Here is a 22,508-nt window from a genome sequence, read left to right as displayed (position 1 = left end):
TTAGGGTAGTATGGAGGAAGTAATATGTTAACTGTATTTGTAAGAGTTAAGGTTAAGCCAAATTTTGAGGATGATTATGTGGCAGCTGCGAAGGCCTTGGTAAAGTCTTCCAGGAAAGAACTAGAAAATATCACATATGATTTTTGTAGGATTGACGGTTCAGACCATGAATATTGTTTTGTTGAAAGATGGGAGAGCTATTCTAGTTTGGAAAAACACCAGGCTAGCCAACACTATATAGATGCCAAGGCTGTCTTTGAAGAGTTAGTTGAAGACATCCAGACTACGATTGGGGAAATGATATAATAATAGATTGTTATAAAAAATAAAATTTCCTATTGACTTTTATAAATTCTAATCGTATAATTAGATACAACAAATAGATAAGAGCCGATGATAAAGAGAGTAGCTTAAATGAATTTACAGCGAGTCAGGGTTTGGTGTGAGCCTGATATTGGAGTTTAAAGTGAAGAGAACTTTGGAGGTTATTAGAGGAATTTTAGTATTCTAATAGGTTTCCCGCCTTAAGGGTTTGAGAGGACAAGTTTTAATTGTCAATAAGAGTGGTAACGCGGTATATTCGTCTCTTAGCTAGTATTAGCTAAGAGACTTTTTTATTTTATTTACTGGGGTTAACTGGCCAGTCCTGGTAGATTGGATAAAATGGTTATATCAACCAAGACGATCGACTTGTCAATAAGAGTGGTAACGCGGTATATTCGTCTCTTAGCCAGTATTGGCTAAGGGACTTTTTTATTTTGAATTATTATATTATTTTTAAAGGAGAAGAAAAATGAAAGCAGGATTGAAAAAATTATTAGCATTAGGATTGGTAGCAGTTTTAGCAACAGGTCTAGTTGGTTGTGGCAACAAGTCATCTGACAATTCAGGTGGAAACCAGACAGCCCTTGAACAGATTAAGAAGAATAAGAAGCTGGTTGTAGCGACATCTCCTGACTACCCACCATTTGAGTTTATGGTATCAGAAAATGGTAAGAGTAAGATAGTGGGTGCTGACATAGACTTGGCCCAGAAGATAGCAGACAAGCTAGGCGTGGAGCTAGAGCTAAAGGCTATGGACTTTGACGCCCTACTACCAGCCCTACAGGCAGGTAAGGTAGATATGGTAATCACAGGCATGACACCAAATGAAAAACGTAAGAAGGCTGTAGACTTCTCAGATATCTACTTCAAGGGTGAAAATGCAGTAATAGTAAATGCTAAGGATGCAGGTAAGTTTACTTCAGAAGACCAGCTTAAGAAGGCTAAATTAGGTGTCCAGAAGGGTTCTACTCAGGAAACATACGTTAAGGACAACCTAAAGGTTACAAATTATAAGGCCCTAGTAGCAGTTCCAGACTTGATTGCAGACATGAAGAATGGCAATATAGATGCAGTAGTATTGAACAGCAAGGTTGCCGGTATAAATGTTACTAAGTATGATGGTATAAAGGTTGTTGAAAACTTGAAGCTAACTAGCGGTGGAGATGAAGAGGCCATGGCAGTTGCTATTAAGAAAGGCGATAATGCAGACCTAATCAAGTTGACAAATGAAGTTATTAAGGAACTACAGGACAGTGGCGAATACGATAAGATATTAGCCAATGCAGTAGACCTGATTTCAAAAGAAACAAAGTAATTGTAGAAGGTATTTATAATAGAGGAGTTTAGGATGGATTTTAGTTTTATAAATGATTACTACCTGTCATACATACAGGGTGCAGGAGTCACAATTTTAATATCTTTCATGGCCTTGCTATTCGGCTTTATAGTTGGTCTAGTAGCATGTGTATGTAAGATATCAAATAAATCAGTATTAAAGTGGATAGCAAATGTATATATAGAGGTTATCAGGGATACACCACTACTTGTTCAGGTCATGATTATGGCATATGGTTTTCCAATGATCTTAGGTGTCAAATACCCGACTATGTTCGGTTATGACGATACATTCACAGCTGCAGTAATGGCCATGATACTGAATTCAGGAGCCTATATAGCTGAGATACTAAGGTCAGGTATATCCTCAGTTGACAAGGGTCAGATGGAGGCCAGTAGGTCCCTAGGCTTGACATACCTACAGTCAATGAGGTATATAATAGTTCCACAGGCTGTAAAGAATATTTTACCAGCCCTGGCCAACGAATTTATATCACTTGTAAAGGAGTCTGCCATAGTAGCATTTGTAGGTGTAACGGATATTATGTTCGTAGCAATTTCAGTTAAGAACTCAACTTATAATGGATTTGGACCATACTTGTTTGCAGCATTGATTTACTTTGTAATTACCTTTACATTATCAAAATTAGTAGGCTTATTAGAAAAGAAAATGACTGTAGAAAGATAGGAGATTATAATGAGCAATAAAGAAGTTTTATTAGAACTAAAAGACCTACACAAGTCTTTTGGAAGTTTAGAGGTAATAAAGGGTATAGACCTCGAAATAGACAAGGGCGATATCCTGGTAATTATAGGGCCATCAGGTTCAGGTAAGAGTACCGTACTAAGGTGTATGAACCTACTGGAAGAACCTACATCAGGCCAGATTATTTTTGAAGGTCAGGATATACTTAAAAACCTAAAAACCATAGACAAGACTAGGGAGAAGATAGGTATGGTATTCCAAAACTTCAACCTTTTTCCAAACAAAACCATCCTAGACAACATAACTCTAGCCACAATGAAGGTGAAGGGTAAGACTAAGGAAGAAGCTGAAAAGAAGGCCAAGGAACTGCTTGAGAGGGTAGGCCTATTGGACAAGACTGATGCCTATCCAGTCCAGCTATCAGGTGGCCAGCAACAGCGTATAGCCATTGCAAGAGCCCTTGCCATGGAGCCGGACATGATGTTATTTGACGAGCCGACATCAGCCCTAGACCCGGAAATGGTAAAGGAAGTTCTAGACGTAATCAAGGAGCTGGCAGATGAAGGTATGACTATGGCAATAGTTACACATGAGATGGGCTTTGCCAAGGAAGTTGCAGATAGGGTCATATTTGTGGATGAAGGCAAGATCGTAGAGGATGGAAGTCCAGAAGAAGTATTTAATAATCCTAAGAGCGATAGGGCAAAAGACTTCTTCGACAAGATCCTGGTATAGTTTAAAAAGTAATTGATAGTTTGAAATTAATAGGGGTACAGCCATTTTTCCAATTTAAGAGGGGAGTTGGTTGTACCTTTCTGTTTATAGCTACATTTAGCACATATAAATATATAGGAATACATATAAATCATATTAATCAGGATAAATTATAAAAAGCATATAAATAGCTTTGGTCCAATCAAAGAAAAAACTTTACATCTAGGCAAGTCTGTAGTATAATATATGAGTCGTGTAATATTTACACAGTAAAGGCATAGCCTTTAAATGGACAATGTAGCGAAAATTCCTACTAAGGTGTGTTTGGTTTAGGAGTTTCACACATCCATTTTTTCAAGTGGACAATGCACAAGGGGTGCATCCATAGTTTATATTTAAAAAGGAGAAAAAATATGTCATCAATTACAAGAGGACCTAAGTTTAAGTTATCTAGAAGACTAGGACTTAACGTTTGTGGTCATCCAAAGGCAATGAACAGAGCTGGTAAGGGAACTGCAAGAAGTGATAAGAAGCTTACACCATATGGTCAGCAGTTACTTGAAAAGCAGAGACTAAGAGCTTATTACGGAGTATCAGAAAAGCAGATGAGAATCTACATGAAGAAGGCTCAGAAGGCTAAAATGACTACTGGTACTGCAGTTATAACAACTCTAGAATGTAGACTAGACAACCTAGTATACAGAATGGGTCTAGCTAACTCAATCAGACAGGCTAGACAGATGGTATCTCACGGTAACATCCACGTAAACGGAAGAAAGGTAGATATACCATCATATATCGTTAGTGTTGGAGATGAAATATCTCTAAGAGAAAAGTACAGAACTAACGAATTATTCAAGGCTAACTTTGAAGCAGCTGCTCTAAGCGAATATCCTTACTTAACTAAGGACCAGGCTAACTTCTCAGCTGTATTAACAAGATTACCTGAAAGAGAAGAAGTGCCAATCGAAATCAACGATGCACTAGTAGTCGAATTCTACTCTAAGTCTTCATTATAAGATTGATAAGAGGGACTATAATAATGTCCTTAGATGTACCGAGTGTGGTTATTCACATTCGGTACTTTTTTTGTAAATAAAGATAATAAAGGGATGGCAAACCATCCCTTTATTACAATTACTTTAAACTAATTAATTCTATAGCCTTTCTAGGCCAGTATCCATGATAAAAGTAGCTACCTGGGCAGCCTTGTCCGGATCCATTGGATGGAGAGGTAGTCTAAAGTTACCAACTTCATAGCCTAGCATATTCATGGCAGTCTTGACCGGTATAGGGTTGACGTCTAGGTTCATAAGGTCAATAGCCTTTAGGGAGTCATTGAAGACCTGTCTAGCCCCAGCAAGGTCACCCTCAATGAACTTGTCATATATATTAAAGATAAGCCTTGGGCATATATTCGCTAAGATAGATACATGGCCACTTGCACCCATAGCCAGGTTGGCCAGGATAGTCTTGTCATTGCCACTTATAAGGGCAAAGTTGTCATTGATTAGTGGTGATAGGTCAGCCAAGTGGTCAAGGTCACTAGATGACTCTATGATACCAACTATATTTGGTATTTCAACTAACTTGGCGATAAGGCCAGGAGCAAGGTTTAAGCCAGTCCTAGCAGGGTCATTGTCAATATAGGCTGGCAGGTCACCAGCTATGGCTATCGACTTGAAGTGGCTGATTAAGCCCAACTCATTTCCCTGGCCATAGTATGGGGCAGATAGGATTAGACTATCTAGTCCTAAGGCCTTGGCCCTTATAGATAGGATTACAGACCTAGAAGTATCATTTAGGCCAGTCTGGGCAAGGACAGGGACCTTCTTGTTGACCTTCTTTATCACAAAGTCTATCACTTCCAAAATTTCATTATCGTTCATAGCATAGAACTCTCCAGTCGTTCTCCCCAAGATAATGGCCTGGGACCCTACTTTTAGGTAGGTATCGACTAGGTTAGCTAGACTATTAAAATCAACTTCATTAGTATCTGTAAATGGTGTAACTATATTTACTCCACGACCCTTAAAAATCATATTATCTCCTCTTTTCCTTTTAAAATTCCTATATTATATCTTAGTCTTATTTTAAATTACCTAAATTTTATCCCACTGACATATATTAAGTCTTCCTAGATGGGACTTATATCTCTAATATAAATTAAAAACCTATTCTATACAATAGTTATTAAAATTATACCCACTAAGGCTATAAATACGCTTAATTTTTTAAGACAAGATGTATAGACCTAATATCTAGAGTATGATATAATAGGTGATGTTTTAAAGTTGAATTATGGAGGTAAATTATGGATACATTAAAAGAGTTATATAAAATAGGTAGTGGACCATCAAGTTCACATACAATGGGACCACAGAGGGCAGCCAAGAGATTTAAGGAAAAGAATCCTGATGCTGCCAGTTACAGGTGTACACTTTATGGATCATTGGCAGCTACAGGTAAGGGCCACCTTACAGACTATATAATAGAAAAGACAATAGCACCAAAGAAGGTTGAATTTATATGGAGAGATGACATCAATCCGGAATTCCACCCAAATGGTATGATGCTAGAGGCCTTGGATGAATCAGGCAAGGCCTTTGATGAATGGACTGTATTCTCAGTAGGTGGTGGTACCCTGGCAGAAGAGGGTAAGAGAAACCAGGTAGATGGTAAGGTGTATTACGAACACTCTAAATTAGACGATATAATAAAGTATTGTAAGGAAAATGACAAGTCGTTTGTTGAATATGTACTAGACAGGGAAGAGGATGACTTCCTGGAGTATATGGGTAATATAGTCGATACTATGAAGGCGGCTATAGACAAGGGAATAGAAAGTAGAGAAATAATTCCCGGTGAACTAAAGTTGAAGAGAAGGGCATCAAGGTTCTACAAGAAGTACCTGGCTACAAAGGACTACACTACTTTAGACTACGCATTTGCCCTAGCTGCATCCGAGGAAAATGCGTCAGGTGGTACTATCGTTACTGCCCCAACATGTGGTGCTGCAGGAGTAATACCAGGTGTATTCTTCTCATTGATGGTACACAATGGCTATACGAGACAGCATATAATAGAAGCTATAATAGTGGCAGGTTTGATAGGTAACCTAATCAAGACTAATGCATCTATATCTGGTGCAGAAGTAGGATGTCAGGGTGAAGTAGGTTCTGCCTGTTCAATGGCATCAGCAGGTGCTGCCTACCTATTTGGTGGTACTCTAGAGCAGATAGAATACGCTGCTGAAATAGGCCTAGAACACCACCTGGGTATGACATGTGACCCGGTATATGGATATGTTCAGATACCATGTATAGAAAGAAATGCAATGGCTGCTGAAAGAGCAATAGCTGCAGCTAAGTATGCCCTAAATACTGATGGTGCCCATACTATATCATTCGACCAGGTAACTATCACTATGAAGGAAACTGGAATAGACTTAATGGACAAGTATAGAGAAACAGCAAAGGGAGGACTTGCTAAGTGGTTCGAGTGCTAATTGAATTTAAGACCATAGTCAAGTTTTAACTTGGCTATGGTTTTGTTTTATATTAAGGAGGAAGAAAATGTTTAGACCAGTTAGAAGAAAAAACAGAGAAATCAGTATAGAAGCTGCAAAGGACCTGCTAAGAACATCACGTCGTGGAGTTTTGGCGGTTAATGGTGACAATGGGTATCCTTATGCCCTACCAATTAACTATACATATGATGAGGCCAGTAATATCATTATATTTCATGGGGCGAGGGCAGGCCACAAGCTAGACTCTATCAAGGCCTGTGACAAGGTGTGCTTTACTGTTTATGGAAATGAGACTATAAAGGAAGAAGCCTGGGCACCTTATGTCCAAAGTACCATTGTCTATGGAAGGTGTCACCTGGTAGATGACCAGGAAAGGGCGATGGATATCCTAAGAGACTTGGCAAAAAAGTACTATCCAAGTGAGGATATTATTGATGAAGAAATAGCAAAAGCAGGTAAGGCAGTCCAGATGTTCCAGATAGAGATTGAATATATAAGTGGTAAGGAAATACAGGAAAAATAAATTTCAGCCAATATAAGTTTGTAGTTAGAGATATAGAAAACTTCATAAGGAGAATATGCAATGAAAAGAACACTAATAAGAAGAATAATAGAGTGCTTGGTTATGTTAGCAATTTCAGCAGCCCTGTGGCAACTAACACTTATACCAATAGCGTCTACTATAAATAAAAAAGCACCATTGACTTTACCTCAAAATGTATTTGTAATAGCAGCATTTTCAGTCCTGGTAATTTTAATTAATTTATATGCCAAAAAACAAAGCTACATAAACTGGAAAGAGTTTTTTTCAGAAAATGCAACCATAAAATGGATATTGTTCGGCTTGCTTGCTACTCTTGTACTTCACTTTTTAGCAACATATGTAGGAAAAATAGAAGGGGTACCGTATTTAGACCCAAATGTAAGCACAGAGGGTCAGTACCTAGTAATAGAGTTTATGAGGACTTGTATTTTAAGTCCTGTTACTGAAGAACTTGTATTTAGAAGGATATTGACAAAGGTAATTTTCCCTGGGAACCTAAAAGTAAGTCTGCTTATTACCGGTCTTATATTTACGGCAATTCATATGCCGGTATCAGTTGGTGACTGGGTAAATCAATTGGGTGCAGCAGCCATACTTTCAGTTATATATTATAAGACTGAAAAGGTTGAAGCATGTATACTTGTGCATTCATTTATGAATTTATTTCTTAATATAATTTTGTGGTGGATTATATAATATATCCAGTGTGTATGCATAGATGTATGAAATATGATATGCTATTATAATAATAATATGCTTATGATAATTATGGTGAGTATACATATTCCAAGATGGATAAGATGTTTTATTAGTAAGAAATACTTACATGAGATGAATAATGAAACTATAAAAGAGAAAAAGAGATACGAGAAAAGTAAGTAGGAGATTAAATCAAAAGGGGGATATTATGAACGCATTCGTTTTGGTTGCAATTAAATTATTAATAGGATTCTTGGCCTTGATTGCAATAATAAATATTTCGGGCAAGGGAAATCTGGCCCCATCATCTGCTAGTGACCAGGTACAAAACTATGTACTCGGTGGTATTATAGGTGGTGTAATTTACAATAATAGTATCAAAATACTAGACTATGTAGCTATTTTGTGTATATGGTGTGCCCTTGTACTTGGTTTAAAGTGGATAAAGAAACATAATGTTAGGGCTAAACAGCTGATAGATGGCAAGGCACTGATAATTATTGACAATGGCAAGGTAAATATAGATAATTGTAAGAAGGCAGGGCTATCTTCCCATGATGTATCTTTCAAGTTGAGAACAAACAATATATATTCAATAAGAGATGTAAAAAGGGCAGTAGTAGAACAAAATGGTCAGTTGATTATTATTCATCCAGGAGAAGAAAATCCAAAATTCCCATTGATAACAGATGGGCACTTGCAAATGGATATTTTAGAGGTAATCGGCAAGGATGAAGACTGGCTAATCGAAGAAATAGAAAAGCAAGGCCTAAATAAATATAGTGATGTATTTCTGGGAGAATATGTCGATGGAAAACTCATATTAGAAGCTTATTCTAAATAAATTTGACTATTATTATATTTGTTGTATAATTGTATTTATGGGAAACTGATGAAATAAAAAATATATATCAGAAATAAATAGTACCTATAGAGGATAGAAAGAAGGCGAAACTATGAGTCAGAAAACTTTTAGAATTTTGGGATGGATAGCAACATGTACGGCTATGCTTATGTATATATCATATTTCCCTCAGATTATTAATAACATACATGGTAATAAAAGTGGTTTCTTGCAACCAATGGTTGCGGCAATAAACTGTACTTTATGGGTAAGTTATGGATTTTTTCAAGACAAAAAAGACTGGCCTATTGTCATAGCAAATGTACCAGGTGTAATATTCGGAACTGTAGCTGCAATTACAGCCTTATAGGTAAATTTAAGTAATTTTAAAACCATAGCTAAGTATTATTATGCTATGGTTTTATTTTTTATATAAGTATATTTTGGGAATGGTAGGAGAAAATGTGTCAAGAATGTTATAGTAGAGAAAATAGGATTACTCCCCTCTTAGATCCACTAGAATGTCTAGAGAATCATAGGCAATATATTTGTGGAACCTGTGGAAGATGTATTTGTATTGAAGCTGACCCAAAGAGGGGGTTACAAAGATGGAATTTTCCTTTTAAATCTTTGGAAATAGCCAAACTATATTTAAGGACGGCTGACTACACGACTAAAAAGCCATGTGGGATTTATGAAATTAAAAATGAAAAAGGTAGGTTATCGTATAAGATTTTTCGAGATGGGCAAGAACTCTTAAAGTATCTCAAAAAGAACAAGGGTAAAACCTGTGAAAAAATGGAACCGGTTTTTAAGCTTGAAGAGTATAGGGAATATCCTAATACAGAGGTAAGGAGATTAAGCCCTGATGAAATAAAGAAATACATGTCAGAAAGATAAAAAGGAGGGACTTGATAGATGCGACTGGTTGGAAGGCAAAAAAGTGTAAAAATTACAGCTGGGATTCTTATAATCAGCGTATTTATTTTGGCCCTATTAAGTCTGTTAGAATTTTTTAAGGATAGGGATAAAAAGAACGATTATGGGGTCTTTCTTGGAATTGAAAAAACTGAAATTCATAAATTAGATGATTATAAGACTGTGGTAATAGACCCTTCCAACTTCACTAAGAGTGATATAGACCAGCTCCATAAGGAGAATAAACTTGTTTATGGATACCTAAACATAGGCTCTATTGAAAAGTTTAGGCCCTACTATAAAAATTATGAAAAACTAACCCTAGCCACCTATGAAAATTGGCCAGACGAACGTTGGATAGATGTTACATCAAACGATTGGCAAGAATTTGTTGTTAAAAACCTTGGAAAGAAGTATGCTGACAAGGGTATAGATGGTTTCTTCATAGACAATACAGATGTCTACTACCAATATCCAAGGGAAGAAATTTTTCAAGGCCTGACATCAATTATGAAGGGTCTTAGGGACTATAAGCTTAAAATTATTATAAATGGTGGTGACCCATTTGTTTCAAGGTGTATAGATGAAAATATAGCCAAGGATCTTTTCGATGGAATAAACCAAGAGTGTGTCTTTACCAGTATAGACTTTGATAATAAGAGCTACGGTATTCAGGCAAGGGATGAAACCAAACGATATAAGGAGTATTTATCCAAGGTAAAGAAGGCAGGCTTGGAAGTGTATCTTTTGGAATATGGGGCAGGTCCATCTATCCAAGATATAATTGACGAATACTGTAAGCAAAATGATTTTAAGTACTATAATGCAGAAAGTTTAGAATTGAAATAATAGGTAATTTCTCTGAATTTAGATTATGTTCTATCTCAAATATCAAATTGATGTTTTGGGATAGAACATAATCCGTTCTAGATAGTCTAAAAAAATGTTAAAAATATGATTTTCTTATTAAATTGTATCTTTTTTTACACAGACACAATCAGAAATAGAAGTTTTTTTAGAATTATATTTTCTAATATCCTTGGGATACATGCCCTTGTATTTTTTGAAACAAGTACTGAATTTGCTATGAGAAGAATAGCCCACAGCTTCAGCTATATCTTGAATTTTAAGTGAGGAGTTCAATAAAAGTATCTCTGCCATATTCATTCGACGTCTTTGAGTGTATTCAGTAATTGTGCATTGATATTTTTGTTTAAACAATTTTTTAAGTTTAGTACCACTCATAGTGGATATTTTTTCCAAAGTTTTTTGTGAAATCAATGTTGCATAATGATCATCTATATAATTAGCAACTATTTCTAGAGCTTCATCATCAGCAATGGATATAGGATTGCTATACTTATTTAAAAATGAGTCTATAGTTATACTCAGCCATTCTTTTGCCTTTGACTCAAAAAAAATTTCAGCAGCAGGGGACGTCATTTTACAATTTAGTATATCTTTTGCAATTCTTTCCAAGGGTTTGTTTATAATCGTACTAGTATTGAAAAATAAATTTTCATAGTCAGAAACCTTATTTTTATAAGAGGATAGACATTCGTCTATCATATATTGTTTGAAATTTATACCTATCCCTAGATAGGGAGAGTTTTTGTGTAGTATAAACCTATAGTTTTTTGCGTTTTTAGTATTTATAACATAGAGTGAATTTGAAGAAAGATTTTGGTAAGGGTTAAAACTTTCTCCATTTGCTGTAACTAAATAAGATGAATAAAAGGAATAGAAATTATCCAAACCGGAAAAACTTGTGTGGATAATTTCTTTTTTTATGAATACATCATGAATATCAATTGTAAAATTTTCACCTTCATAAAACCAATATATACCTTCTGCATCATCTGTATTAAAACAGAATGTATGTCCTGTAGAAGAGTATTTTGTATTATCAGTACATTCATTTGTAGAAAAATAGTTTTTAACAAAGTTGTAAAAATCGCTCATATATACCTCCACTTATAATTTTATCCCGAATAGACATTATTCCCAATAGACATAGTTGGATATATCTAATTGATTGAACTCCTAGTATATTATATAATAAATAAAAGCTGAAAACAAGCGAAAAAATGAGCATTTATTGATAAGGATTTAAAAGATATCTCTTATCATTAGTCTAAATAGGATATTTATACAGCTGGTTAAATATAAGAAAAAGGAGGGGTTATTCATTGAAGAATAAGAAAAAATCAATACTAAAAAGACTGATGCCCTATGGTGGTAAAAAGAGGATTTTGCTTTATATAGCTATGATTATGTCTGCTATTTCGGGCATAATGGTCTTGATGCCGATGGTTTTTATTCATAGGATTGTAAACAATTTGATTTTAAATGAGATAGTGGATTTTTCCTATGTAAGGGTAAATGCTACTTATGCAGCAATATTTGCAGGTTTAGGCATATTTATATATCTTATAGGTCTTGTTCTTTCTCATATTTTTGCATTTGAAGTGGAAGATAATATTATAAAAACTTCGGTAAGAAAACTGATAAATAAACCATTAGGATATTTTGATGATAAAGAAAGTGGAAGAATAAGAAATGTAATTGTATCCGGAGCTTCTGAAACCCATTCATTTTTAGCCCACCAACTTCCTGATATGGCGATGACAGTTATATCACCCATAGTTCTGTTTGTATTTTTCTTTATGTTTAATTGGAAATTGGGGCTTGCAAGTATGGTGCCGATGATTATAGGTATGATATTAATGTCGGCAATGATGACATCTGAAAGCAAAAAAATGAAAGATGAATATTATGCAGGTCTTTCAGATTTATCTTCTCAGACTGTGGAGTATGTAAGAGGAATTCCAGTGGTGAAAACATTTGCTCAAAGTATTGAAAGTTTTGACAAGTTATATTCATTGATTATAAAAATAAAGGATCTTGTTCTCAAGCTTACCATGAGTTATACGAACAAGATGTCATGGTTTGAGACTGTTTCTACATCTACAGCATTTTTCTTAGTACCTGTGGCCTTATTATTAATAAAATTTAATGGTAATTTAGCTAATGTGGTTGCAAATTCTGTTATTTATTTTCTGATAGGACCAACATTTGCCATTTTTATTATGAGAACAGCGACTATTACACAATTTAGCTATTTTGCAGAGCTTGCTTTGGACAAAATTGAAAATATACTTGAATTTGATGATTTTGTTTATGGAGATAAGACAAGCTCTGATGCCGGAATAGAGTTTAAAGAAGTAAGCTTTTCTTATGGGGACGAAAATGTCTTAGATAATATTTCCTTCAAGGTAAACAAGGGAGAAAGGGTTGCTTTGGTCGGAATGTCTGGTAGCGGTAAAACTACCATAGCAAGGCTAGCTGCAAGGTTTTATGATATCAAATCGGGAGAAATTTTAATTGGTGGAATTAATATAAAAGATTATGAAAAAGAATCTTTAATGAAAAAAATCGCTTTTGTTTTTCAAAATTCTAAACTATTTAAAATGAGTATAAGGGATAATCTACTAATTGGAAAGAATGATGCAACTGATGCAGAAATAGATGACGCATTGATTAACTCAGGTTGCGAGGAGATAATTAAAGGTTTAAAAAATGGACTAGATACTATTTACGGGACTAAAGGTACATATTTTTCAGGTGGAGAAGGTCAAAGACTCTCTATAGCAAGGGCATTTCTCAAGGATGCAGATATTATTATTTTAGATGAGGCTACAGCCTTTGCGGATCCTGAAAACGAACACTTGATTCAGGAATCTTTTAAGAAGCTGTCAAAGAACAAGACTACGCTGATGATTGCCCACAGGCTATCTACTGTAGTAGATACAGACAAGATACTTGTTATAGATAAGGGCAGGATTGTAGAAGAAGGCAAACACCATGATTTGATAGAGATGAATGGTATTTATAAGAAACTTTGGGATGAGTACCAAAAATCTGTAAATTGGAAGATAGGAGGTTAGGATATGATTTCATATTTTATGAAACGATATGCCATGTCCGAAAAAGGGGCAATTAACTTAAAAAAGGCAATCATTTCACATACATTTGTTAATTTAACAAAATTATTTGCTCCAATGGTTGCCTTTATGTTTTTGTTCCAGTATATAGGTATTTTAAATGGCATGGAAGCATATAATTTCACTGTGCTTCATTATCTTATATTAATCGCAGTGATGATGATAGTGATGTTTTTAGTTGCCAGGTGGGACTATGTAAGACTCTATACCAATGTGTATAATGAGAGTGCAAATTCAAGGATTGATATAGCAGAAAGATTAAAAAAACTTCCCCTTTCTTATTTTGGAAAAAGAGATTTGGCAGACCTTGCAGAAACTATGATGAATGACATAAATTTATATGAAAACATATTTTCACATGCTGTCCCACAAATATACTCAACTATTGTTTCCACAGCTGTAATTGCTTTAATGCTCCTTATATATAATTGGAAATTAGCTCTTGCAGCATTATGGGTAATTCCAATTTCAATCTTGATAATATTTTTATCAAGGAAAAGCCAGAAAAAAGTGGTGCAAGATTGGATAGATGACAATCGCAAAGTGTTTGATGACTTGCAGGAAAAGATTGAGCAGATAGAACAAATAAAATCATATAATTTAGAAGAGCGAATGCTAAATGATTTTTTTAGAAAATTAAATACATCCACAAAACAAAAAACTAAGGGTGAAATTATTGCAGGAACACTTACAGGAGCAGCTACTGCAATATTAAAGCTTGGCATTATAAGTGTTGCCATTATCGGTGTAAATATGCTTGTGGCAGGTGAGGTAAACCTACTTGTATATATAGTGTTTTTAATGCTTACAACGAGTATTTATCTTCCTATAGAGGGGATAATTACCTTTATGTCGATGATAGTGATGCTTGACGCTGTAGTTGGAAGAATAAAGGAAATAAAAACCATGCCTATTCAAGAGGGTGAAAGGCATATGAAAATAACAAATTATGACATAGAATTTAAAGATGTATATTTTGGATATGATAATTATTCTGTAATAAATGGTGTGAGTTTTATTGCAAAGCAAGGCGAAATAACAGCCCTAATAGGTTCGAGTGGAAGCGGGAAAACAACCCTAACAAAACTTGCTGCAAGATTTTGGGATATAGATAGAGGAAAGATTTTGATAGGAGGAAAGGATATAAGTAAGGTTGATCCAGAAATTTTACTTAAAAATTTCTCTATAGTATTTCAAGACGTTATCCTCTTTAATTCAAGCATAAAAGACAATATTAAAATTGGTAAAAAGGATGCTACAGACGAGGAAATAGCAATGGCAGCTAGAATAGCAAGATGTTATGACTTTATAGATAAAATGCCGGAAGGAATGGATACGATAATAGGGGAAAATGGTCAAAGACTTTCTGGTGGAGAAAGGCAAAGAATATCAATAGCAAGGGCTATTCTGAAAAATGCACCGATTATACTGCTTGATGAAGCAACAGCATCTCTTGATGTTGAAAATGAAAGTCTCATTCAAGAGGCCCTATCTGAACTTATAAAAGATAAAACAGTTATAGTTATTGCCCATAGGTTGAGGACGATAAGAAATGCAAATAAAATTGTTTTACTAAATGCAGGAAAAGTAGAGGCGGTAGGCACAGATGCCGAACTTTGCAAGAGTTCAGAATTTTATAAGGCAATGCTTGAAAGATCAAAAATTCAGTAAAAATATATTTGGAAGGAGATTATGGAAATGGAAAAATTAAAAATTAAGGATTTAGTTACAATAGGTGTATTTACAGTAATATATTTTGTACTTATGTTTCTTTCGGGAATGATTGGAATTGTACCGATTTTATACTTGGCCTATCCTACAGTGGCGGGGATTATAACAGGCATAGTTATTATGCTTTTTATGGCAAAAGTTCAAAAACCAGGCGGATTATTTATACTTGGTTTGATTTGTAGCCTTATTGTTATTGCAATGGGGAACACATATGTAATATTGGTGCATGCCCTAATCAGTATGGCGATTGCTGAAATTATAAGAAAAACTGGTGGGTATAAATCTTTCAAATATAACATGCTTTCTTTTGCTATATTTAACACTTGGATTTGTGGTTTTTTAATGCAAGTATTGTTAGTGAAAGATAAGGTTATTGAAATAGCTGAAACAAGGGGAATGGGCTATGCTTATATAATGAAACTTATAGCACTTTTAAATTTCTCTAGCATGATACTGGTATATATTGGCGCAATTGTAGGTGGGATAATAGGTGCCTATATTGGTAAAGCTTTTTTGAAAAAGCATTTTGAAAAGGCTGGTATCATATAATGCCAGTTTATTTGGATAATCCCTATAATCCAAATCCACTTAGCAAGCTATTGGTGATTTTTTTACTTGGTTTTGCTGTATTTCATAAGGTAAACCTATATTTTGAATGGGGGATTATACTTTTTATTTCGTTTCTTTTCTATAAGAATGGAATAAAAAAGGCTGCATTGAAAAATATATTGTTTTTCAGTATTTTTTCTTTGGTAATACCCAGTTTAGATGTAATCAGGAATATGAATGTTATTTTTATGATGTTTTTTATGTTATTTGCCGTATGTAGGATGTTTTATCTTCCCTTTAGTGCTGGTAGTTTTTTTATAAAAACATCAGATGTAGGAAGCATAATATCTTCAATGGATAAAATTAAGTTACCTCAGACTGTTTCAATACCAGTCGCTGTAATTTTTAGATTCTTTCCATCATTTATAGAAGAAAGTCACAATATAAAACTTGCTATGAGGGTAAGAGGAATTACTTTTAGAAATCCTGTTTCATATATTGAGCATGTAATGGTACCCTTACTTGTCATATCATCTAATATTTCTGATGATATTGCAAAGGCAGCAGAGACGAAATGTATTGAAAATCCTGTAAAAAAAACAAGATATATATCAGTAAAGATAAAAATCATTGATTTTGCCTATGTACTTAGTATACTGTTTATGATTATAGGAGGAATTTTATGGTAGAAATTGAAAATTTATCCCTATCTTATGGACAGAACAAAAAAGTGTTAAAAAATATTTCTTTAAATATAAAAAAGGGTGAATGTGTATTGTTTACCGGAAAAAGTGGCAGTGGAAAATCATCAATTATAAATTCTATCAATGGATTGGCTGTAAGATATGATGGAGCTTCCATAGATGGAAGTATTAGGATAGATAATAAGAATATAAAAAATCTTAAACTCTATGAAATATCTATGCTTGTCTCAAGTGTATTTCAAAATCCAAAGACCCATTTTTTTAATGTTAACACTAGTCTAGAATTGCTTTTTTATCTAGAAAATATAGGACTTTCAAGAGAGGAAATGGATAGAAGATTAACTGAAATGCTGAATTTATTTCCTATAGAACATCTTTTAAATAGAGACATTTTTAAGCTGTCAGGTGGGGAAAAACAAATTTTATGCATTGCTGCTAGCTATATATCGGGAACGGAAATAATAGTTTTAGATGAACCTTCGTCAAATCTTGATGAAGAAAATATTAAAATTATAAAGGAAATGCTTGTAAAACTTAAAAGTAAGGGGAAAACCCTTATAATTTCAGAACATAGAATATTTTATCTTATGGATATTATAGACAGAATATTTTTGATTGAAGATGGAAAAATAAAAAATGAGTATAAGCAAGCAGATTTTATTAAATTATCCGTCAAGAAGCTAAATGAGTTAGGCTTAAGGGATAAAACTAAAACAAAACTTACAGTACCTGAGATTCAAAGTGGTGGAAATTTAAATGTGAAAAATATTGAATTTAAATTTAATGGAATAGATAAGAGGTTTTTCTTTAAAAATATTTCCTTTGAAATGGGTAAAATATATGGTATAGTGGGAAAAAATGGTAAAGGAAAATCAACATTGCTACGATGTCTTGTAGGTTGTGAAAGAAAATCCAAGGATGAAATCTATTTGGATGGCAAAAGACTTTCAAAGGCAGATAGGATTAAAATATCATCGCTTGTAATGCAAGACGTTAATCATCAGCTTTTTACAGATTCTGTTATAGGTGAAGTAAGTCTTGGTATAAAAAATGCTGAAATTGCTTATGTTGAAGATATCCTAAAAAAACTCGATTTGTATGAATTGAAAGATTGCCATCCAATGAGTTTGTCGGGTGGACAAAAGCAAAGGGTAGTAATAGCGTCTATATTGTGTAAAGATTCCAAACTTTTATTTTTTGATGAACCGACAAGTGGTATGGATTTTTATAATATGATGAATATATCCAACCTAATCAATGAATGCAAAACTAACAATAAGATAATATTCATTGTTTCACACGATCAAGAATTTTTAAATTCGATAGCTGACTATATTATATATTTATAGATACCAGTAAAAAGACCACTTAATGTGCATGGCCAGTATACATATGAAATCAAGATAATTAATTTAATAGAAATATATACAAAAACAGTAGATCAAATGATACCTACCGCTTTTACCGGACAAGAAGTTGAGGCTAGGAGTCAAATAGATTTACTGTTTTTTAAATATTACAGATTTAGATAATCTTCTTCTTGAAATGTGTAATAAAAAGGTGCTTGTAGACTGATTTTGTTATATAATGGATAGAGTGCTTGTATGTGTTTGCCAAGGCAAATACAATCTTTTGGTATAAGTATTCTAGTATATGAAATATGACAGAATACGAAGTTTTTGAGATAGACAATTGATAGAGTATAGAATTTGGGCTATACATTGTGATTTAAAGATATATTTAAGTAAGGTGGTAGTTAAATGAGCCAGTATGGTAATTTTGCCTATGTATACGACCAGTTGATGGATGACGTCGACTACGAGGCATGGGTTAAACATATAGAAAGTTTGATAGAAAAAAGTGGTGCCAGTGTAAAGAATATCTTGGAATTGGCCTGTGGTACAGGTAATATTACAATACCCTTGGCCAAAAAGGGCTACGATATTGCGGGCATAGATATATCAGAGGACATGCTGGGCCTTGCCCTGGAAAAGTCAGAAGCCATGGGAGTACCCCTGGTTTTATTAGAGCAGGACATGGTTGAATTGGATTTTGACCTTTATGACCTGGATTGTGTCTTGTGTGCCTGTGATGGCTTTAATTATGTTACCAGTCTAGATGACCTGTACAAGGTTTTTGCCAAGATTTATGACCTGCTAAAGCCAGGTGGAATTTTTGTATTTGATATTAGCTCATACTACAAGTTGAGTCAGGTCTTGGGCAATAACTTTATGGGTGAGTCTAGGGAAGATATTTCATATATGTGGGCTAACTATTATGATGAAGCCAACCAGCTTTTGGAGATGAACCTGGACTTTTTCTTGAAACTTGAATCAGAGGGGGACGAAGCTGTTTACCTTGAGGAAGGTTTGCAGGAAGATGATAACCTATATGAAAGGTATAGGGAAGTTCACCTGCAGAGGGCCCACAGGGAAGAGGAAATAGTAGATATCCTGAAGAAACTTGGCTTTGCTAGGATAGACTCCTATGGTGATTTTGGTCTGGACAGGCCAAGTGACCAGTCGGAGAGGATATTTTTTTACAGCAGTAAAATAAATATTTAGGGAAGAAAGGATCTATTTTAGTCAAAGACAAGATAAAGATAAGGGTTAATAAAGAGAGACTATAGTTAATAAAAAAAGAAGGGTAGCAAGAATAGATGGTAAGAAATAATAGATAGAATAGGTAAAAAATAGAATAATAGTAATAGTAAGAGAAAGAGGTTTAAATATGAAAGATTATTGTATAAGGGTAACAACTGGAAATAAAGAGGTGAGGGCATTTTTTGCCTCAACTAAAAATATGGTGGAAACTGCCAGGGGTTTTCACAATACGACAAAGGTTGCAACTGCAGCCCTAGGTAGGACCCTAACAGCTACATCAATGATGGGTCTCATGATGAAAAACAAGGGTGACAAGATTACAGTTATTATCAAGGGGGGTGGACCTATAGGTACTATCCTGACTAGCTCAAATGCCAATGGTATAGTAAAGGGCTATGTAACCAACCCTGATGTGGAAGTTGAAAACTATGCAAGTGGTAAGCTAAATGTGGCTGGAGCAGTTGGAAACCAGGGTACTATAAGGGTTATTAAGGACCTTGGCCTAAGAGAGCCATATAATGGGGAGTACGAAATGGTTAGCGGTGAAATTGCCGAGGACCTTACTTATTATTTTACTGTATCGGAGCAGACACCGTCAGCAGTATCTCTAGGAGTTTTGACTAGGGCTGATGAGGTAGAAGAGGCAGGGGGCTTTATAGTCCAGATGATGCCGGATGCAAGTGAAGAGACCATTTCAACAATAGAAAGAAACCTGACAGGAATCCAGTCTATAACTCAGATGTTGAGTCAGGGTTTGAAACCTGAAGATATGATGAATATAGTGCTAAAGGACTTAGAGCCAAGTATTCTGGACAAGATAGAAGTAGGCTTTGAATGTGACTGTTCTAAAGACAGGGTGGCAGAGGTATTTGCAGCCATTGGTAAGAAGGAATTAAAGGCTATAATAGATGAAGACAGGGGGGCAGAGGTAGGTTGCCAGTTCTGTGAATCTAAGTATAGCTTTAGCGAGGATGAATTAAAGGAAATATACGACAATATGTAGTAATAAGAGGGCAGGAGGATTAGTATGAGGTTGGACAAGATGCTTAGCAACCTGGGTTATGGAACTAGGTCAGAAATTAAAAAAATGTGTAGGCAGGGTATGGTTACAGTAAATGGCCAGGAGGTCAAAAAACCAGACCACCATATAGACCCAGACCAGGACCAGGTATGTCTAAATGGCCAAGCGGTCAGGTATAGGGAATATATATACCTGATGATGAACAAGCCAGCAGGTTGTGTGTCTGCAACATATGACAAGTATGACCAAACTGTTATCGACCTCATAGACCCTGAATACCTGGCCTTTGAACCATTTCCTGTAGGTCGTCTTGACAAGGATACAGAGGGTCTCTTGGTGATTACAAATGATGGCCAGCTGAGTCATAGGGTCCTATCACCTAAAAAACATGTGCCAAAAATCTACTATGCCGAGATAGACCATGAAGTCCTGGCAAGGGATATTGAAGCCTTTAGCAAGGGGGTATATATTGGAGATGACTATACGACAAAGCCTGCAAAGCTAGAGGTAATCAAGTCATTTGAGGCTGAGGATGGGGCTATACATTCTGAAATATATGTGACTATCAGCGAGGGTAAGTTCCACCAGGTCAAGAGGATGTTTGAAGCAGTAGGAAAAAGTGTCTTATACTTAAAGAGGATCCAGATGGGTGGCTTAAAGCTGGATGAATCCCTAGGGTTAGGAGAGTACAGGGAGTTGACGGAAGAAGAAATTGACCTATTAGAGAAAAAAGACATCTGATATAGGATAACAAGTAATTATGGTTGTATAAATACAACTTGTAAATTTAATATAGAAATAGAATAAAGAACACAAGAAAAATAAGGGAAGAAATGACAGTTAAATACTAATAGAAATAAATCTAGAAAGATAAAAAGAGACAATTTATAGGCCAGTTAGAAAGGTAAGTGTTGATGAAGAGGAAAGATATAATAGAATTTGAAGTAGGAAAGATGGAGTTTGGTGGTGTATCCCGCTCTATTTATGAAGATAAGAGAATAAAGATGAAGGGTGGTATCACAGGCCAGAAGGTAAGGGCAGTGGTAAAAAAATCCAGGTCAGACAGCGGTGAGGTAAAACTATTAGAGCTACTTGAACCATCTGATATGGAAACTGCCCCAGTCTGTAAGCATTTTAGACAGTGTGGAGGATGCTCAATCCTATCCATTCCCTATGAAAAACAATTAGAAATCAAGAGAAATCAGATACTTGAACTTTTCGACAAGGCTGGTATTAAAGACTATGACTTCCTGGGGATCCAGGGTAGCCCTAGCCAGTACGCCTATAGGAACAAGATGGAATTCACCTTTGGAGACGAGTATAAGGATGGTCCCCTATCACTTGGTATGCATAAGGTTGGTAGGTTTATAGACATAGTCACAGTTGATGATTGTAGGATAATAGATGAGGACTTTAGGAAGATAATGGTCGGGACCAGGGACTACTTTGAAGAAAAAGGCCTGCCATACTACAGGACCTTTAATCACCAAGGCTACCTAAGACACCTGGTAGTCAGGAGGGGTGAAAATACTGGTGAAATTATGGTAAATATAGTTACATCTTCCCAGGTCGACTACAGGATGGAAGATTATAAGGACTTCCTATTGGGCTTAGACCTTGAAAATCAACTAGTAGGTATCTTACATACCATAAATGACGGCCTGGCTGATGCAGTCCAGTGTGATGAATTACGAATCCTACATGGTAGGGACTACTTCTATGAGGAAGTCCTAGGCTTGAGGTTTAAGATATCACCTTTTTCCTTCTTCCAGACAAATACCAAGGGGGCAGAGGTCCTATACACTATCGCCAGAGAATTTGCTGGTGACAAGGGAGATGGCAAGGTAGTCTTTGACCTATACAGTGGAACAGGTACTATAGGCCAACTTATGGCCAAGACTGCCAAGAAGGTTTACGGGATAGAGTTGGTAGAAGAGGCAGTAGTAGCTGCCAACCATAATGCAGGCCTTAATAAGCTAGATAACTGTGAATTTATAGCAGGTGACGTGGCCAAGCTAGTGACGTCTCTTCCTGAAAAAGCGGACCTTATAATAGTGGACCCACCGAGGGCAGGTATACTGGGCAATGGTGTCAAGGACATAGCAGAATTTGGGGCAGGTGAGATAGTCTATGTCAGTTGTAACCCTAAGTCATTGGTTGAAAATGTGGTTGAATTTGAATCTAGGGGCTATAAGTTAGACAAGTTGAAGCTGATGGATATGTTCCCGTCAGGACCACATTGTGAAAGTGTGGCATTATTAGTTAGGTCCGAAGGGATATGAA

Annotated in this window: 23 protein-coding genes and 1 other annotated feature; of the genes, 21 read left to right on the top strand and 2 right to left on the bottom strand. The window is 35.4% G+C overall.

Translation table 11 applies throughout. The features are described 5' to 3' along the window. The first annotated feature begins 24 nt into the window (after positions 1-24). From HMPREF0634_RS08085 to rpsD, 5 genes are all read left to right on the top strand, one after another. Complete coding sequence (locus HMPREF0634_RS08085; RefSeq protein ID WP_007790862.1) at positions 25-306, top strand: putative quinol monooxygenase; 282 nt, start codon at positions 25-27, stop codon at positions 304-306. Positions 307-384: 78 nt separating this feature from the next. Then, positions 385-591: a binding site (T-box leader), on the top strand. A gap of 202 nt (positions 592-793) precedes the next feature. Beyond that, positions 794-1,639: a transporter substrate-binding domain-containing protein gene (locus HMPREF0634_RS08080; RefSeq protein WP_007790865.1), complete on the top strand. Its 846-nt coding sequence runs from the start codon at positions 794-796 to the stop codon at positions 1,637-1,639. 33 nt (positions 1,640-1,672) lie between these two features. Continuing rightward, positions 1,673-2,347, top strand: coding sequence for an amino acid ABC transporter permease (locus tag HMPREF0634_RS08075; RefSeq protein WP_007790844.1), 675 nt, complete (start codon positions 1,673-1,675; stop codon positions 2,345-2,347). 9 nt (positions 2,348-2,356) lie between these two features. After that, on the top strand, positions 2,357-3,100 hold the full coding sequence (locus HMPREF0634_RS08070) for an amino acid ABC transporter ATP-binding protein (protein WP_007790815.1): 744 nt from the start codon (positions 2,357-2,359) through the stop codon (positions 3,098-3,100). Between the two features lie 392 nt (positions 3,101-3,492). Continuing rightward, positions 3,493-4,098 carry a 30S ribosomal protein S4 gene (gene rpsD, locus HMPREF0634_RS08065; protein WP_007790871.1) on the top strand — a complete coding sequence of 202 codons (606 nt, stop codon included), beginning with the start codon at positions 3,493-3,495 and terminating at the stop codon, positions 4,096-4,098. A gap of 138 nt (positions 4,099-4,236) precedes the next feature. Here the strand turns inward: rpsD and dapA are convergent, their stop codons facing one another. Next, positions 4,237-5,121, bottom strand: coding sequence for a 4-hydroxy-tetrahydrodipicolinate synthase (dapA, locus tag HMPREF0634_RS08060; RefSeq protein WP_007790855.1), 885 nt, complete (start codon positions 5,119-5,121; stop codon positions 4,237-4,239). 272 nt (positions 5,122-5,393) lie between these two features. Between dapA and HMPREF0634_RS08055 the strand changes: the two genes are divergently transcribed. The 7 genes from HMPREF0634_RS08055 (at position 5,394) to HMPREF0634_RS08025 (ending at position 10,462) form a co-directional block, all read left to right on the top strand. Beyond that, complete coding sequence (locus tag HMPREF0634_RS08055; RefSeq protein ID WP_007790779.1) at positions 5,394-6,587, top strand: L-serine ammonia-lyase; 1,194 nt, start codon at positions 5,394-5,396, stop codon at positions 6,585-6,587. A 67-nt stretch (positions 6,588-6,654) separates the two neighbouring features. Beyond that, the gene (locus HMPREF0634_RS08050; RefSeq protein WP_007790841.1) at positions 6,655-7,131 is read left to right on the top strand and encodes a pyridoxamine 5'-phosphate oxidase family protein; all 477 of its coding nucleotides are present in this window, start codon (positions 6,655-6,657) and stop codon (positions 7,129-7,131) included. 60 nt (positions 7,132-7,191) lie between these two features. Further along, positions 7,192-7,848, top strand: a complete 657-nt coding sequence (locus HMPREF0634_RS08045; protein WP_007790842.1) for a CPBP family intramembrane glutamic endopeptidase — start codon at positions 7,192-7,194, stop codon at positions 7,846-7,848. 211 nt (positions 7,849-8,059) lie between these two features. Continuing rightward, the gene (locus tag HMPREF0634_RS08040) at positions 8,060-8,695 is read left to right on the top strand and encodes a DUF421 domain-containing protein (protein WP_007790786.1); all 636 of its coding nucleotides are present in this window, start codon (positions 8,060-8,062) and stop codon (positions 8,693-8,695) included. Between the two features lie 112 nt (positions 8,696-8,807). Then, complete coding sequence (locus tag HMPREF0634_RS08035; protein WP_007790797.1) at positions 8,808-9,065, top strand: SemiSWEET family transporter; 258 nt, start codon at positions 8,808-8,810, stop codon at positions 9,063-9,065. Between the two features lie 92 nt (positions 9,066-9,157). After that, positions 9,158-9,595, top strand: a complete 438-nt coding sequence (locus tag HMPREF0634_RS08030; protein ID WP_040565918.1) for a hypothetical protein — start codon at positions 9,158-9,160, stop codon at positions 9,593-9,595. 18 nt (positions 9,596-9,613) lie between these two features. Continuing rightward, on the top strand, positions 9,614-10,462 hold the full coding sequence (locus HMPREF0634_RS08025) for an endo alpha-1,4 polygalactosaminidase (RefSeq protein WP_007790755.1): 849 nt from the start codon (positions 9,614-9,616) through the stop codon (positions 10,460-10,462). 117 nt (positions 10,463-10,579) lie between these two features. Here HMPREF0634_RS08025 and HMPREF0634_RS08020 read toward each other — a convergent pair whose 3' ends face one another. Next, positions 10,580-11,575 carry a helix-turn-helix domain-containing protein gene (locus HMPREF0634_RS08020; RefSeq protein WP_007790744.1) on the bottom strand — a complete coding sequence of 332 codons (996 nt, stop codon included), beginning with the start codon at positions 11,573-11,575 and terminating at the stop codon, positions 10,580-10,582. A 227-nt stretch (positions 11,576-11,802) separates the two neighbouring features. Between HMPREF0634_RS08020 and HMPREF0634_RS08015 the strand changes: the two genes are divergently transcribed. From HMPREF0634_RS08015 to rlmD, 9 genes are all read left to right on the top strand, one after another. After that, positions 11,803-13,560 carry an ABC transporter ATP-binding protein gene (locus HMPREF0634_RS08015; RefSeq protein WP_007790810.1) on the top strand — a complete coding sequence of 586 codons (1,758 nt, stop codon included), beginning with the start codon at positions 11,803-11,805 and terminating at the stop codon, positions 13,558-13,560. Positions 13,561-13,563: 3 nt separating this feature from the next. After that, the gene (locus HMPREF0634_RS08010) at positions 13,564-15,288 is read left to right on the top strand and encodes an ABC transporter ATP-binding protein (protein WP_007790858.1); all 1,725 of its coding nucleotides are present in this window, start codon (positions 13,564-13,566) and stop codon (positions 15,286-15,288) included. A 21-nt stretch (positions 15,289-15,309) separates the two neighbouring features. Beyond that, positions 15,310-15,897, top strand: coding sequence for an MptD family putative ECF transporter S component (locus HMPREF0634_RS08005; protein ID WP_040565917.1), 588 nt, complete (start codon positions 15,310-15,312; stop codon positions 15,895-15,897). Then, complete coding sequence (locus HMPREF0634_RS08000) at positions 15,897-16,586, top strand: energy-coupling factor transporter transmembrane component T family protein (protein ID WP_007790804.1); 690 nt, start codon at positions 15,897-15,899, stop codon at positions 16,584-16,586. Before HMPREF0634_RS08005 ends, HMPREF0634_RS08000 begins: the two co-directional genes overlap by 1 nt. Then, a complete protein-coding gene (locus HMPREF0634_RS07995) occupies positions 16,580-17,950 on the top strand; it encodes an ABC transporter ATP-binding protein (RefSeq protein ID WP_007790876.1) in 1,371 nt (456 codons plus the stop codon). Before HMPREF0634_RS08000 ends, HMPREF0634_RS07995 begins: the two co-directional genes overlap by 7 nt. A gap of 411 nt (positions 17,951-18,361) precedes the next feature. Continuing rightward, entirely contained in the window at positions 18,362-19,165 is an 804-nt protein-coding gene (locus HMPREF0634_RS07990; RefSeq protein WP_007790743.1) for a class I SAM-dependent DNA methyltransferase, read from the top strand. 166 nt (positions 19,166-19,331) lie between these two features. Further along, entirely contained in the window at positions 19,332-20,207 is an 876-nt protein-coding gene (gene hslO, locus HMPREF0634_RS07985) for an Hsp33 family molecular chaperone HslO (RefSeq protein ID WP_007790766.1), read from the top strand. Between the two features lie 24 nt (positions 20,208-20,231). Further along, positions 20,232-20,966 (top strand): pseudouridine synthase, encoded by a 735-nt coding sequence (locus HMPREF0634_RS07980; RefSeq protein WP_007790775.1) that lies wholly within the window; start codon positions 20,232-20,234, stop codon positions 20,964-20,966. 173 nt (positions 20,967-21,139) lie between these two features. Beyond that, positions 21,140-22,507, top strand: coding sequence for a 23S rRNA (uracil(1939)-C(5))-methyltransferase RlmD (gene rlmD, locus HMPREF0634_RS07975; RefSeq protein ID WP_007790813.1), 1,368 nt, complete (start codon positions 21,140-21,142; stop codon positions 22,505-22,507). The last annotated feature ends 1 nt before the right edge of the window (position 22,508 follow it).

The organism is Peptostreptococcus stomatis DSM 17678 (assembly GCF_000147675.1).
In the GTDB taxonomy this organism is placed as follows: Bacteria; Bacillota; Clostridia; order Peptostreptococcales; family Peptostreptococcaceae; genus Peptostreptococcus; species Peptostreptococcus stomatis.
Note: the sequence above shows the minus strand (reverse complement) of the source record. Positions and strands in the feature narration are given on the sequence as shown.

Excerpts from the sequence above, each read along its gene's own strand:
- HMPREF0634_RS08085 (WP_007790862.1), top strand. The coding sequence starts at position 25 with ATGTTAACTGTATTTGTAAGAGTTAAGGTTAAGCCAAATTTTGAGGAT.
- HMPREF0634_RS08080 (WP_007790865.1), top strand. The coding sequence starts at position 794 with ATGAAAGCAGGATTGAAAAAATTATTAGCATTAGGATTGGTAGCAGTT.
- HMPREF0634_RS08075 (WP_007790844.1), top strand. The coding sequence starts at position 1,673 with ATGGATTTTAGTTTTATAAATGATTACTACCTGTCATACATACAGGGT.
- HMPREF0634_RS08070 (WP_007790815.1), top strand. The coding sequence starts at position 2,357 with ATGAGCAATAAAGAAGTTTTATTAGAACTAAAAGACCTACACAAGTCT.
- rpsD (WP_007790871.1), top strand. The coding sequence starts at position 3,493 with ATGTCATCAATTACAAGAGGACCTAAGTTTAAGTTATCTAGAAGACTA.
- dapA (WP_007790855.1), bottom strand. The coding sequence starts at position 5,121 with ATGATTTTTAAGGGTCGTGGAGTAAATATAGTTACACCATTTACAGAT.
- HMPREF0634_RS08055 (WP_007790779.1), top strand. The coding sequence starts at position 5,394 with ATGGATACATTAAAAGAGTTATATAAAATAGGTAGTGGACCATCAAGT.
- HMPREF0634_RS08050 (WP_007790841.1), top strand. The coding sequence starts at position 6,655 with ATGTTTAGACCAGTTAGAAGAAAAAACAGAGAAATCAGTATAGAAGCT.
- HMPREF0634_RS08045 (WP_007790842.1), top strand. The coding sequence starts at position 7,192 with ATGAAAAGAACACTAATAAGAAGAATAATAGAGTGCTTGGTTATGTTA.
- HMPREF0634_RS08040 (WP_007790786.1), top strand. The coding sequence starts at position 8,060 with ATGAACGCATTCGTTTTGGTTGCAATTAAATTATTAATAGGATTCTTG.
- HMPREF0634_RS08035 (WP_007790797.1), top strand. The coding sequence starts at position 8,808 with ATGAGTCAGAAAACTTTTAGAATTTTGGGATGGATAGCAACATGTACG.
- HMPREF0634_RS08030 (WP_040565918.1), top strand. The coding sequence starts at position 9,158 with ATGTGTCAAGAATGTTATAGTAGAGAAAATAGGATTACTCCCCTCTTA.
- HMPREF0634_RS08025 (WP_007790755.1), top strand. The coding sequence starts at position 9,614 with ATGCGACTGGTTGGAAGGCAAAAAAGTGTAAAAATTACAGCTGGGATT.
- HMPREF0634_RS08020 (WP_007790744.1), bottom strand. The coding sequence starts at position 11,575 with ATGAGCGATTTTTACAACTTTGTTAAAAACTATTTTTCTACAAATGAA.
- HMPREF0634_RS08010 (WP_007790858.1), top strand. The coding sequence starts at position 13,564 with ATGATTTCATATTTTATGAAACGATATGCCATGTCCGAAAAAGGGGCA.
- HMPREF0634_RS08005 (WP_040565917.1), top strand. The coding sequence starts at position 15,310 with ATGGAAATGGAAAAATTAAAAATTAAGGATTTAGTTACAATAGGTGTA.
- HMPREF0634_RS08000 (WP_007790804.1), top strand. The coding sequence starts at position 15,897 with ATGCCAGTTTATTTGGATAATCCCTATAATCCAAATCCACTTAGCAAG.
- HMPREF0634_RS07995 (WP_007790876.1), top strand. The coding sequence starts at position 16,580 with ATGGTAGAAATTGAAAATTTATCCCTATCTTATGGACAGAACAAAAAA.
- HMPREF0634_RS07990 (WP_007790743.1), top strand. The coding sequence starts at position 18,362 with ATGAGCCAGTATGGTAATTTTGCCTATGTATACGACCAGTTGATGGAT.
- hslO (WP_007790766.1), top strand. The coding sequence starts at position 19,332 with ATGAAAGATTATTGTATAAGGGTAACAACTGGAAATAAAGAGGTGAGG.
- HMPREF0634_RS07980 (WP_007790775.1), top strand. The coding sequence starts at position 20,232 with ATGAGGTTGGACAAGATGCTTAGCAACCTGGGTTATGGAACTAGGTCA.
- rlmD (WP_007790813.1), top strand. The coding sequence starts at position 21,140 with ATGAAGAGGAAAGATATAATAGAATTTGAAGTAGGAAAGATGGAGTTT.